The 13,017-nt window shown below is 31.8% G+C and carries 10 protein-coding genes and 1 tRNA gene; 4 read left to right on the top strand and 7 right to left on the bottom strand.

All coding sequences use genetic code 11. The features are described from left to right. The 3 genes from ACJMML_RS01790 to ACJMML_RS01800 form a co-directional block, all read right to left on the bottom strand. Positions 1–246: hypothetical protein (locus ACJMML_RS01790; RefSeq protein WP_405305690.1), on the bottom strand; the 246-nt coding region annotated here is incomplete at its 3' end. 64 nt (positions 247–310) lie between these two features. Next, the gene (locus ACJMML_RS01795; protein WP_405305691.1) at positions 311–1,612 is read right to left on the bottom strand and encodes a hypothetical protein; all 1,302 of its coding nucleotides are present in this window, start codon (positions 1,610–1,612) and stop codon (positions 311–313) included. A gap of 155 nt (positions 1,613–1,767) precedes the next feature. Continuing rightward, on the bottom strand, positions 1,768–4,728 hold the full coding sequence (locus tag ACJMML_RS01800; protein WP_405305692.1) for a UvrD-helicase domain-containing protein: 2,961 nt from the start codon (positions 4,726–4,728) through the stop codon (positions 1,768–1,770). Positions 4,729–4,947: 219 nt separating this feature from the next. On the opposite strand from ACJMML_RS01800, the gene ACJMML_RS01805 reads away from it, so the two are divergent. Continuing rightward, the gene (locus ACJMML_RS01805) at positions 4,948–5,100 is read left to right on the top strand and encodes a hypothetical protein (protein WP_405305693.1); all 153 of its coding nucleotides are present in this window, start codon (positions 4,948–4,950) and stop codon (positions 5,098–5,100) included. 392 nt (positions 5,101–5,492) lie between these two features. Here the strand turns inward: ACJMML_RS01805 and ACJMML_RS01810 are convergent, their stop codons facing one another. The 3 genes from ACJMML_RS01810 to ACJMML_RS01820 all read right to left on the bottom strand — a co-directional run bounded on the left by ACJMML_RS01810 (position 5,493) and on the right by ACJMML_RS01820 (position 7,366). Further along, entirely contained in the window at positions 5,493–5,936 is a 444-nt protein-coding gene (locus ACJMML_RS01810; protein ID WP_405305694.1) for a MarR family winged helix-turn-helix transcriptional regulator, read from the bottom strand. A gap of 2 nt (positions 5,937–5,938) precedes the next feature. Further along, the gene (locus tag ACJMML_RS01815) at positions 5,939–7,090 is read right to left on the bottom strand and encodes an MFS transporter (RefSeq protein WP_405305695.1); all 1,152 of its coding nucleotides are present in this window, start codon (positions 7,088–7,090) and stop codon (positions 5,939–5,941) included. A 204-nt stretch (positions 7,091–7,294) separates the two neighbouring features. Further along, positions 7,295–7,366, bottom strand: a tRNA-Gln gene (locus ACJMML_RS01820). A gap of 341 nt (positions 7,367–7,707) precedes the next feature. Here ACJMML_RS01820 and ACJMML_RS01825 point away from each other — a divergent pair. The 3 genes from ACJMML_RS01825 (at position 7,708) to ACJMML_RS01835 (ending at position 9,927) form a co-directional block, all read left to right on the top strand. After that, the gene (locus tag ACJMML_RS01825; RefSeq protein ID WP_405305696.1) at positions 7,708–8,643 is read left to right on the top strand and encodes a 3-hydroxyacyl-CoA dehydrogenase; all 936 of its coding nucleotides are present in this window, start codon (positions 7,708–7,710) and stop codon (positions 8,641–8,643) included. 112 nt (positions 8,644–8,755) lie between these two features. Beyond that, the gene (locus tag ACJMML_RS01830; RefSeq protein WP_405305697.1) at positions 8,756–9,223 is read left to right on the top strand and encodes a zinc-ribbon domain-containing protein; all 468 of its coding nucleotides are present in this window, start codon (positions 8,756–8,758) and stop codon (positions 9,221–9,223) included. 374 nt (positions 9,224–9,597) lie between these two features. Next, complete coding sequence (locus ACJMML_RS01835) at positions 9,598–9,927, top strand: histone family protein (protein ID WP_405305698.1); 330 nt, start codon at positions 9,598–9,600, stop codon at positions 9,925–9,927. Between the two features lie 127 nt (positions 9,928–10,054). Here ACJMML_RS01835 and ACJMML_RS01840 read toward each other — a convergent pair whose 3' ends face one another. Continuing rightward, complete coding sequence (locus tag ACJMML_RS01840) at positions 10,055–12,910, bottom strand: Ig-like domain repeat protein (RefSeq protein ID WP_405305699.1); 2,856 nt, start codon at positions 12,908–12,910, stop codon at positions 10,055–10,057. Positions 12,911–13,017 lie beyond the last annotated feature (107 nt).

Here is a 13,017-nt window from a genome sequence, read left to right on the forward strand (position 1 = left end):
GGATAGGCCTTTTCCTTCCATATCCAGTTCATCCGGAACTTCAAGGAATAGCTTTCCTTCTTCATATTCAATATTATTTCCAATTCCTACGTAGATATTGTCATGCTCTGAAGTTAGTGGAATTCCTCCACGATAGTTTTCAGCTATTAGCTTTAGATCATCTTCAGTCCATTCAACAGGTTTGGTTAACCTTTCATCTAAGTCGGAATAGTCATATGATCCAACTTCAAAAAGTTCATGTCTCATCATTATCACATTTTTATTATATTAATTATTATATATTTTATTACTTATTTTATATAAATCTTTATTATATTTCTACACCACTATCAGTTAAAATCCTCTCACCAACCGGTTGCTCCTCTTCAAAGTTACTGAGATAGTTTTTATAGATTTCATCACCTTCAGAAGAAAGTTCCATAATGTATCTTAACACATCATCTCTGGAATAGCTGAAGTAAATATCTAAAGTTTCACTAATGTCCATTAACTCTAATTGAAGATTTAATAGTTCATTACAATATTTTAACACCCACTTCTGATCATTTGCTACATTAACAATGAATCCTGTAATAGCTGAATCGTTAATGTACTCAGCTACATTCTGGTTGGATTTCTCATTACCTGCTTGAGATTGCGGAGTTACAAAAGTTCTTAAAATATTATTTCTAAATATTTCAGTCTGTCTAGTATAGTCTGACTGGTAGTTGTTACCTCCCAAAATTTTAGATTCGATTCCTGGAGGTACAATAGCTACATTACTTCCAGCAGTTGTACCATAATCTGCATAAAGATTTTCTTTAGCGGTGGATGAAAGTTCAGTAATGTAAGGTTGGCCGTTAGCATCCATTGCAGGCTTAACTTCAATAATATTATCCTTATTAATCCTCTCTACCTGGTTTCTTTCGAGATTGCATTTGTGATAGATATCGTCCAGGCAATTCAGGATAATGCTTTGAGCTTCAGAGTATATTTCATTATACATGAAGTTAATAACTTCATCTGGCTCATATTTAACCGTTAATGTTCCCTCTTCAACACTAACATAATTATTGAACTCTTCAGGAGATCCATTAACAATATCTTTAGGCATCTCATGAAGATATAGCTGCACTTCGTTATCATCATTAAACTCTTTCTTTAATCCATAGCCATGTGCGCCGATTTCTAAAAAAATAGGTTTAATGTACTTGCCAATCTTTTTATCCCAACGTTCTACAGGTTTAATTAAACCCTCACCATCAACCATTCCGCCTTGCAGAATATTTTTAGCAACTTGGCTGATGTCAATTTTTCTCGCCCATAAAATCAAAGTTAATTTCTGCTCTTGGGATAGTTTATTATCTTTATCTACAAGTACAATATTAACATTAGCTTTATCAATTCTATTTTTCAAAATACCTGAAGTATAACCATCAAGTTTCACAGCATAACGTGCATTAGCTATGGTCTTATTAATTACTGGAGGAAGTGCATCTGGCAGGTCAAGGCCAGTGTTGATTCCATCGGTTCTAGGTTGTCTTTCATCTTCTCCCCAATAGCTACGTTTAGTATTGTACTGCTCAACTCTATTATTCAATAATCTTGTTTTAATATAATCTGTGAGTCCCATATTTTCATCCAAATTTTATTATATTATTTATTATATTATTTATATAAAATATATAATAAATTTTTGTCTGAAAAATTAAATGGGAAAAAGTGTAAAATAAAATTAGGAAAAATTGTAAAATTAATTGATTATTTACTTAAACTGTAACAATCATATTAATGAACAACTTTTAAAACAACTTTTCCAGATCTACGTTTAGTTTTAAAAGTGATTAATTCTCCTTCATTTAAACTTCTTAAAACATTAAAATTTTCTTTAGCAAGAGTAAAACTTAGAGTTTCATTAGTTGTTTCTTTACGAGTATTTCTTGGATTGACAATATCAACTATTTCAAGTATAACTTGGTCTCTGGAATATTTTACAATAACCCTATCTCCAACATTTCTACGAAATAGTTTAGTTAAATTAGTGCCCGCCATAGTGATAACCGGCCCATCAAGATTTTTTTCATTAGATTTACTGGAAACATCTGGTTCAATTGGAGTATCATTAAATAATAATTCTTTTTTCTTTCTGTCAAATTCATCCCTAGTTAATAACCCTTTTTCATACAACTCCGCATATTTAAATAACAATTCATCATTGGACATTGTATTTGTATTGACTGGATTCTTCTGGGAAGGGATATTAACTGTATTAACAGAAATCTTATGAGTTTGTGGTGGTGTTTTACCCAATTTTTTACTAGCTTTAGCTATTATTTTATCAAACCTAGAAATACTTGCATCAGTTTTATTAGCATTGCTATTGAAATATTCCTCTGCAGTTTCTATTACTTTTTCATATTGTTGTGTATCATAATACAAGGAACATAATTCTTCATATGTAAGTATATTCTTTGAAAATTCTGGCCTATTCCATAATTGTTCATAGTAATGCAATGCCTTTTCACGGGATTCATATTTATTAGCATATTTATGTTTAAGCCTTAATTCATTATATTCAGTTTTTTTATCATAATCTTCTTGAGAAATAATTTTCACTTTTCTTTTACCAGCTTTTATTCTGGCTGCAATTGGAACGGGTTCATTTTGTTTATCCTTATTTTTAAGGCCATGTTCATTGAAATAATCTAAACAGTCATCAAATTTAGAAAAAGGGCGCCCAGTTTTTTTACATGCTTTTCTATATTTAAATTTAAACCACATCAATTGTGATCCGCTACAATATCTCTCACTTTTAAAAAATTCTTCAATTGTATTAATAACATTTCCATGTTCTTTTTTCTCAATATATACTTCAACCAATTTTCTAAATGGATAATAATCATTTAAATAATACATGTTTGTTATTAATTTTTTATAAAAATCTTCAGCTTCATCATAATTTTCTGTTTTCATTAGCTTATTTCCATGTTTTTTCTGATTAGCTTTAATTTCAATACCTTTGGAATAATCGAAATCGGTTGAATCAACTAAATCATAGTTAATATTAGAACTCATAATCTTTTCCTCTTTAACGCCTTTAAATTCATCGAATTGATTAAAATCGTTACCATAAATTAATTCCAAATCATTTTCATCTATTAATTCATCAAGATATTCTGATTGCTTATAATCTTTTGTAAATATATAAACTCCTTTTTTAGCACGAGTAATAGCTACGTAGAACAACCTACGTTCTTCATCTAATTTTTTATCATAATGCCAATCATGCATTAGGTTCATGAAATATGGAGGATACAATTTATTAGGAAACCCAACTTGCTGATTGAAGACATTAATCAAAACCACATAATCCGCTTCAAGTCCCTTTGCTTTATGAACAGTACGGTATTCAACATTATCTATAGTCCCGTAATCATTTGTAATTTGTTTATATTCCTTTTTTGATTTTTTAACTAAATCAGTGCCAAATATAAAATCATCAATATCTCCATTATGCCTTCCTAAAATGAATACCCTTTCACTGTCTTTTGATAAATTATTAATGAGATTATAAATTGAATCTGGATCATCATCATAAACTATCTTTACAGGATTTTCAATAGATGTATCTGACTTCAATGATTTTTTAAATTGTGAATCATTTTTCATTATAAAATTGCCTGCAATGTCAATTAACTCTTGAGGGTTCCTATATGTCTTTTCAATGAATACTCTATTTGCATCAGGGAAATAATCACAGAAATCGTTAAATAGGCTAATGTCACTATCCCTGAAACCATAAATAGATTGCCAATCATCACCAACAACAACTAAATGAGCATTACAAGATTCTTTGAGAGTTTTAATGAACTGGAAATTTTTATATGACATGTCCTGATATTCATCAACAAAAATATATTTGAAATTATTAGCTATTCCTTCAGTTTCAATTAATTCAATAGCTTTATTAATCATATCATTAAAGTCGATTAAATGATTCCTATGAAGATAACTTTCATAAAATCTATATACTGGTTCTACTATCTGAATGAAAGACATATTCCTTAAATAATTCTCATCAGTATAATAGTTACCATCTCTAGTTTCAAATTCATGTGTACATTTAGCTTTAATCTTTTTAAAGTCAGAAGCACCATATCCTTTACCTTTAAATAAATCTATGAAGCTTCTTATTCTTGAAGAGATACGGGACTTGGAAATTAAGTGATTGAATTTTTCAATATCTGTATCTAACTCGATATATTTGATCATATCATCAGAATTTAGATTATCCCGACAATAATCTTGTATATCTGAGATTTGTTTATCGGATGCTGTCTCCAAATACTCATCAAAAATCTTTTTAAAACCCCAGCCGTCAAATACTTCTTTTTCCCTATATTCATCTATTAATGATAAACCAAAAGCATGGATGGTGCTTGTAGGAACATCATAGTTTAGTCTTTCAATTAATTCCTCCACACAGGATTTTGAAAAAGATAAAAATAGGATATCATCTGGTGCAACATTTTTCTTTTCAATTAAATAAGCTGCTTTAGCAAGTAATGTGTGAGTCTTACCAGTTCCCGCACCTGCAATTATTTCTAAATCGCAGTCATTCAAAACACAAGCAATTCTCTGTTGTTCATCTAATGATTTACCATCGAATTTATCAAAAAAAGAAGCATTATTTTTAATTTCATTTTGTAATGCAATTGGCAAATATCCAATTTGATGATATTCTTTCAAGGTTTATCCTCCTATGATTCACATATACTTATGTTATTAATAACTTATGTTAGTTGATAAATTTATAATTAATGTGGGAAATCATATTGTGAAGAAGCTATTTAAAATTAAAGATAACAATTTGCAATAGTTTTACAACAAATCTTGAATAAGTTTGGAATAGATTTGGAATAGATTTTGAAGATTGATTTAAATACAGATTTTTATAAATTATTATTCATGGCAATTTTAAATATTGAAGTTTTAAAGAAAATAATTGAAAATATACCTGAAGATTATGATGTTGAATTTTATAATGGCACTACCAATGTTCCGCTTAGTGACAAAGTTGAAATTGATGTTAGTGGCAAAAGGATATTATTCAAATCCTAGATATTTGAATTTTGCAATATCGTAACATGAAAATTTTAATCAAAATACTCCATCTAATCTTTACATTAAATTTTTTAATGCTAATCGAATTTTTATAAAAGTAGTTGATGGTCATATAATTTCATCCTACTGCAGAAAAATGAAAATATTTAATTAACATGAGCTCGATAAAAAGTAGTGTTGAGAGAACATAAGTATGACAACTTTCGCATGCCCTTTCATATAACTCTCTCCTCAAAATAATTTTAATTAATTAATGATTTAATTTTTAAGTTATATATAATTAATAGCTACTTTTTTTCATGAAAATGAAAATGTTTCTGTAGCCCTCTAAGAACTGTATTTTAGTATTAGTAATGTTATTATCGATGATTTAAATCAAATTAAAATCATTACGGTTCAACTACTTTAAATAATAAAGATTTTAGCGTTTTAACCTCTTCATCACTCATATTTTTTGTTACTTTCATTTCCCAACCGTTAATCAATTCAATTAACTCGTCAGTTTTTTCAATTCCCAGAGAAGTTAATTCGACAATTTTTTTACGCCTGTTTGTCGGATCTTCGCATCGAGTCAGATATCCTTTTTCTTCAAATTTCCTTAACAGTTTAGCAGTATATCCTTCACTGACCCTAAACAGTTCCACCAATTCTTTTTGTGTAGTTTCTTCACTGAATCTAATCCTTATTAGAAACGGCAGTTCAGCAACAGTAATGTCAGAGTCATCCAATGTTTCTTTGACATATTTTGTATAATCAGCTATCATTTCTTCGACATAGTGATATATGAATATATTTTCTGAATTTTCTTTTTTGAATTGAGCAGGTAATGTCATTTTTATGCCTCAATTGGATATTTGTATGTTCTGATAGATAACAGTATTAAATCGATAATCATCACCACAACAGCTGCAATCATTACATATTGGACGCCCATTCCCGCAACTACCGCTCCGGCGATTGTTGTTCCTAGAGTGATTCCGACATTTCCCATACTTAAGAATATTCCATTTGCGAATTCGGGAGCATCAGGTGCTGCTGAAACCATCCAGTATTGTGAAATATCATTACCAATACCTGCAAGCAGTCCCCATAGAATCATAAAGACAATCATTGGTATTTTAGCATTGCCGAGTATGAATACTCCAATCATCAATATTGAAAAGATTATTGGAAATGACAAGACAGTTTTACTTGTTTGGGAATTTAATAATTTGGCTCCAAGCCAGTTTCCGACAATTGATGCAACCCCATATATAAACAGTATAATGCTTAATTCGGTTCCGAATATGTTAGTTAATGAATTCAGGAATTCTGAAATGTATGAATATGCAGTATACATGCCTCCATTTAAGAATATGACCCCTAAAACAGATATTATAAATATTCCTGTTGTTGCTACTTTAATTTGGTCTCCATAGGATTGTTCTTTACCTGGCAGGCTTGGGAAAAAGATTATTGTAGCGATCAATGCAAGGAATGTAACGAGACTGAACCACAGCATTGAAAATTGATATCCGAAGTTTGTTGCAACAAATGTTGTTATCGGAACTCCGACAATCATCCCCGCTGACACTCCCATAATTACCTTACTTACCGCATCCTGCGCCTTTTCGGGTTTCACTATTTCTGCGGCAACCGTCAATGCCAATCCGCAATAAATCGGATGGAAAATTGCAGGAATTATTCTGCAGATCAATGCAATATTAAAATCACTTACAAATGCTCCAATTGTTGAAAATATTGTAAAAACACCTAAAACCAAAATGAAACTTTTTTTTCTGTCAAATTTTGAGAATACAAGTGGCATGAATATTCCACATATTGCAATTGTTAATGCAAACAAGCTCACGAATAAACCTGCCTGTGTGATGTCTACATTAAAATATTGCGCAATTTGAGGCAAAATGCCCACTACTCCCATTTCGGTACTCAATACCCCAAATGTACCGAACATCATAATATAAATTATTAAATTTTCATTTTTCATGTTAACCCCATATACTTTCATAAGATAACTCTTTCATTAGGAAAGATAACTATTGATTTGATTTTAATATTATTTAAAACTTCGGTTGAAAATTATTTTCACAGACAATACGAATCATGATTTATGAAACATGTTATGGATTTGGATTTCAAGAAAATCAGATTATAGATGAAAATATTTAATTATCATGAATTCTAAAAAAAGTAGTCCCGAGCGGAGTCGAACCGCTGTCTTTGGGTCCAGGGCCCAAAAGGATTGCCGCTACCCTACGGGACTATGAGAATATTCAAATGTTTGAATAAATGTATTTTAAGTAAATTCCTAATTAAATACAAATTCTCTAAATTAATATTAAATTAGTGAATTTATATATTTTTTGTTTTGAAAAAAACAATTGACAAAGTCAGAATAACATTTCAATATCAGGCAACTTTTAGGTTAACATCCCCTGCATTTGCGCAGCACCATTTGCCAAATCTCCTTTAAATATTCAAAAGTATGGATAATTTAAAAAATTTTAAATATTTTAAATATTTATAATAGTAAATAACGGATTATATTTAGTTTTTTTAATTTTTTGATAGAATATAATTCATACATTTAACATGGTGATTCAAATGGATATTAAAAAAGTAGTAGTAGCTGGCGGAGGCGTATTAGGCAGTCAGATTGCTTATCAATCTGCATTCTGCGGATTCGATGTGACAGTTTGGTTAAGAAGTGAAGGTTCAATTGAAAGAGCCAAACCTAAATTTGAAAGATTATTGAACATCTATTTAGGCACACTTGAACAGATGAAAACCGACAAAACCGCATACTGCAGAGGATTCAGCAAAAAAACTGACCTAAGCAATGAAGAGATAGACTCTTTAAAAGAGCAAGCTCAAAAAGCATTTGACAGTCTGACATTAACAACAAGTTATGAGGAAGCAGCAGAGGATGCAGACCTTGTAATTGAAGCAATCGCAGAAGACCCTAATCAGAAAATCCCATTTTATGAGGAGCTGGCAAAGTATCTTCCGGAAAAAACAATTGTTGTGACAAACTCATCCACTTTACTTCCAAGCCAATTTGCAGAACACACAGGAAGGCCTGAGAAGTATCTTGCATTCCACTTTGCAAATAACATATGGGCCCAAAACACTGCAGAAGTCATGCCTCATCCTGGAACTGAACAGGAATACTTTGATGCCATTGTCCAGTTTGCAGAAGACATCAACATGGTTCCAATTAAAGTCTTGAAAGAGCAGCCTGGATACGTGCTTAATTCATTGCTCGTTCCGTTCCTATCCGCAGGACAAGCATTATGGGCCGAGGAAGTTGCAGAACCTGAAACAATTGATTTGACCTGGAGACTTGCTACAGGTTCACCAAATGGACCATTCCAAATTTTAGACATTGTAGGTCTCGTTACTGCATATAACATTATTATTATGGATCCTAGGTCCAAAGACCCTGAGACCACCCAAGGCAAAATTGCCCTAAAGCTTAAGGAAAAAATAGATGCTGGAGAAACCGGTATCAATGCAGGTAAAGGGTTCTACGAATATTAAATGATTATATCATTTATTTTTTCTTTTTTTTATTTCAACCACATCACAAAAAATATAAATAATTTTTTTAACTGAAATTTGTTTAAGAAGACTAATTTGAGAAGTGTGTAATATGGCCAATTTTTGCACTAACTGTGGAGCTAAAATAAGAAAGGATGATAACTTTTGCACAAGCTGCGGAACAAAATTAAAAAATGAGGATAAATTTTGCATAAACTGTGGAGCAAAAATAGGAAAAGAGGATAAGTTTTGCATGAACTGTGGAGCAAAAATAGACCGGTCTGACATAAAACAGAAAAAAACTTTATTAAAATCAGTTCAGGAAAATATGGAAAAAAGTAGGGTAAAAACAACTAAAGAAAAAGCTAAAATCCCAAAAGAAATTAACCGCAAAAAAACAGAAAAGACTAAAACAGTTCGTGGGGGCCATTGTAACTTGAACTGCAGACATTGCTACGAAGAATTTTTAGATAGCTGCGGAGGACTAGTTGGGGATTTCGATAGTGAAGGGTATACTGAATATTATTGTCGTTTAGGACATTCCTTATCCTTTGGAAGCTTTTGTGAAGATTATGAATGATTTTTCCAACTGATAACTTTCTCTTTTGGCTGTAAGATATTTATTATCATCGAAACTGTAAGAGTTTCAATTTAGCAATCATATCTGAATCAAAAAAGGTGGATAAAAAGCGTGATTGAAACATTGAAATGAATAAGATTTAAATTGATTTGTTAAAAAATCAAGTCATATATATTAATTAAATTTATTAATGAATGGTTAATGTCAAAATTTAATCTTATACAACAACCAGTTAGATAAACATTGGTCTCATTTTCCTAATATTTAATATATAATGTGCAAGAATATCCCCATTTCATTAAATAATTTTGTTTATTATAGGAAAAGTTTTAATATCACATTATGAACATAATTATATAAAGGAGGTGAAAAATATGGCAATTCCTAAAGCTCCTGTAAAAAGGACTATCCAAGAAGCTGGTGCTGAAAGAGTAAGTGCTGATGCAGTAGATGCATTAACTGAACACATCGAAGAGTACATGGAAGAACTCTCCAAAAGAGCAATCGTTTATGCAAAATATGCAAAAAGAAAAACTGTAAAAGCAGAAGACATTGCTTTAGCTATTGACAGTTCAGCACCTATTGAAGCTCCTGAAGATGAAAAACACGATATGTTTAGCATGATCAAAAACGTATTTGATGGTGCATCAGAAGGAAAAGGCTTCGAAGAAATCATAGGCTCATTCATGAAAATGAACAAATAAGAATGAACATATTATTGAAAGTTTTTCTTGCAAACTTTTTTTTATTTTTTTATCTGAATAACAATATTTGCACAATTCCACCATCGGTTTGCATTTAAAAAAAAAAAGAAGAAGATGCGCTTGGCATCTACTTGACTGTTATTTTTACTTTTTTAGAGCTTTTAAGGTAGTAAGCATTGCCCTTAAATTTGATGGTGGCTATGTGTTTGCCTTTTTTGGTCAATTTTTTGATTTTAAAGGTTGCTTTACCTTTGGCATTTGTTTTTGCCTTGTAGGTTTTGCCTTTAACTTTAAGGGTGACTTTTACTTTTTTAACCGCTTTGCCTTTGCTGTTTTTCAGGGAAATTGTGTATTTTTTAATCTTTTTGGATTTTTTGAACTTTTTGTTTTTGGCGACTATTTTTGTTTTTTCCTTGTTGATTGTTATTTTTACGGTTTTGGCGGCTGCATTGTAGCTGTCACTAGTCAGTGTTATGACCATATTCTTTTTACCTGCTTTGGCTGATTTTAATATTTTTGCAGTCACTGAAATGGTTGCAACACCATTGGCATTTGTGACAGCGGATCCGATAACTTTGCCGTTTAATTTAAATGTTATTTTTTCGCCAACGACTAATTTGCCGTTTAAATCTTTAAGGATCATTGAGTATTTTCCGCCGTAGTTAATTATGTATGCCTTATCATTAGCGGAAATGATTGCTTTATTAAATACAGTGAATGCAACTGATGAAATTGCAACACGTTTGTTTCCCATATATTTCACATCAACATTATATTTTCCGGCATTAAGATTTGGAATTTCTATAGTTGCGGTTCCATTGGATACATTGGCAGAATATGTTGTGCCGTTGATGGTAACTGATAGTGTTCCATTATTTAATGGGAAATTATTTTCATCATAAACATTTGAAGAAATCTTTACAGTTTCACCAACGATAACGTTGGAAACGTTGAGATTTCTCAATTTCCCAACATAGGTTGGTCCTAAATCTTCCGGAACAACATTAATTAATGTGAGTGCTGCACTATCTTTTAAGGATACATGATTTGTTCCTCTAGTTGCAACATTATCTGCGAATTTGGAGTTGCTGATTGTAATGTTTCCATGAGTTAAAATCGCTCCACCATCATTAGCACGATTGTTTGTGAAGGTAGACTGATCTATTGTTCCATTATTATTAAAGTAGATTGCTCCTCCATAGCTTGAAGCGTTGTTGTCAATGAAGTTACTGCGACTAAATTCACCGAAGCCATAAACGTAGACTGCACCGCCAGTATTCTCTTTTGCGGAATTGGCAGTGAAATTACAATCGCTTATTTTTATATCATTATTGGAGTAAATTGCTCCTCCACCGAATGTTGCCACATTATTGTTGAAGTTAGATTTTTCAATTATTCCGTTTTTCCAAGATTCAATTGCTCCACCTGTTCTTGCATGGTTATTTGTGAAATTACAATTCTCCATTTCAAATGCACCATGAACATATAATGATCCTCCGCTTTGCGCTTCACTGCTGTTGAAGATAGAATCTTTGATTGTTCCATCACCCCAAATGTAAACCGCACCGCCATAATAGCTAGCAGAATTGTTTGAAAACTCACAGCCAATTACAGTTCCATTACCATAAATGTTAATTGCTCCGCCATCACTATCATCAGCACCATCTGCAGAATTGTTTGTGAAATTTGAGTTGATAACATCTCCTTTTTTTTCAAAATAGATTGATCCACCTGATTTCGCATGATTATTTTTAAATGAGACCTGTTCAATGGTTCCTTCCTTAGCACGTATAGCACCACCATTCTCAGCTGAATTGCCATTGAATTCACCATTAAATACCACTCCTTCAAAGCTTTCAAAGAAATTGACTCCTCCACCGTATTCAGCTCCATTGTTAATGAAATTACTGTTAAATGTTATATTGTGTGGAGTTTGCCTGTAATTTACTCCTCCACCATACAGGGCGGCAGTATTATTGATGAAATCACAGATGAATACGCTATTGCTTGAAGTGTCCTTAAAGGTTATTGCACCTCCGTTTCCATTTGCATCATCAATTTTTCCCAAAGCGGTGTTGTTGATGAAATAACCTGTGAAATTATTGTTATCTGTGGTATTGTGGAAAAACATTGCTCCACCGCAGGAATCCGCTACATTGAATCTGAAATCACAGTTGAATTTATTGTTGTTTGCTTTGTTGTAAAAAAAGATTCCTCCACCATAAGCGGCCCTATTGTATCTGAAAATGCTTTCAAATCGGTCATTATCTGCCTGATTAATGAAAAATATTGCTCCTCCACTTGCAGCTTTAGCATGATTATAATAAAACTCGGAGGCAAAAGTGCTGTTTGAAGATTTTCCCTTGAGATATATTGCTCCGGCACCCCTTTCAGCCACATTACTCTCAAAATAGCCGTTTATTGTAATATTGGTAGTTTGGCCATTAAAGTATATTGCTCCCCCATTCTTTGCGCTGTTATTTATGAATGTGGAGTTGATTTTACAATTAGAAACTGAATTATCTATATAAATTGCACCGCCTGAATTTGAAGCGCTATTATTAATGAAATTACAGTTATCAATCATTTTTAAAGAGGCAAACCATGCTGCTGACCCATCAGTTCCATTTGCATTTATTAAATTCATATTTTTAAGGGTAACGTTTGATCCTGTAAAAATGAATATTTTCACCTGACCTGAAGCGTCTATGGTATGGCCTTGCCCGTCAACCACATAATTATCCTTGGAAATTGTAAACCCATCAAAATCCTTATCGGTTGATGAATTGAATTTATAATTTTTATCCAGTGTCAATTCGTTTTCAGACTGAGAGATTAACTCACCCAAATCAGTGAAATTCCCCAAATCAGTATTTTCATCCGTTAAAGTTTCCTCTTCCATGACGCCGTAAACCTGTGGCTCAAAATCGGTCTGATTGTCTGCCACTGCAGTTACACAAGGCAAACTTATTAAAAAAGCCACAATTAATACAGCAAGGATTAGTTTTGATTTAATAAAATTCCCTCCTAAATGACAATAATTTATAATTATTATACTATTTGTTCAAAATATATAAAAATAGTATTTAT

The sequence above is a fragment of the Methanobrevibacter sp. genome, assembly GCF_045130115.1.
Classification (GTDB): Archaea; Methanobacteriota; Methanobacteria; order Methanobacteriales; family Methanobacteriaceae; genus Methanocatella.

Bases quoted from the DNA above. Each gene is read 5' to 3' on its own strand.
- ACJMML_RS01795 (WP_405305691.1), bottom strand. From the start codon at position 1,612: ATGGGACTCACAGATTATATTAAAACAAGATTATTGAATAATAGAGTT.
- ACJMML_RS01805 (WP_405305693.1), top strand. From the start codon at position 4,948: ATGGCAATTTTAAATATTGAAGTTTTAAAGAAAATAATTGAAAATATA.
- ACJMML_RS01810 (WP_405305694.1), bottom strand. From the start codon at position 5,936: ATGACATTACCTGCTCAATTCAAAAAAGAAAATTCAGAAAATATATTC.
- ACJMML_RS01815 (WP_405305695.1), bottom strand. From the start codon at position 7,090: ATGAAAAATGAAAATTTAATAATTTATATTATGATGTTCGGTACATTT.
- ACJMML_RS01825 (WP_405305696.1), top strand. From the start codon at position 7,708: ATGGATATTAAAAAAGTAGTAGTAGCTGGCGGAGGCGTATTAGGCAGT.
- ACJMML_RS01830 (WP_405305697.1), top strand. From the start codon at position 8,756: ATGGCCAATTTTTGCACTAACTGTGGAGCTAAAATAAGAAAGGATGAT.
- ACJMML_RS01835 (WP_405305698.1), top strand. From the start codon at position 9,598: ATGGCAATTCCTAAAGCTCCTGTAAAAAGGACTATCCAAGAAGCTGGT.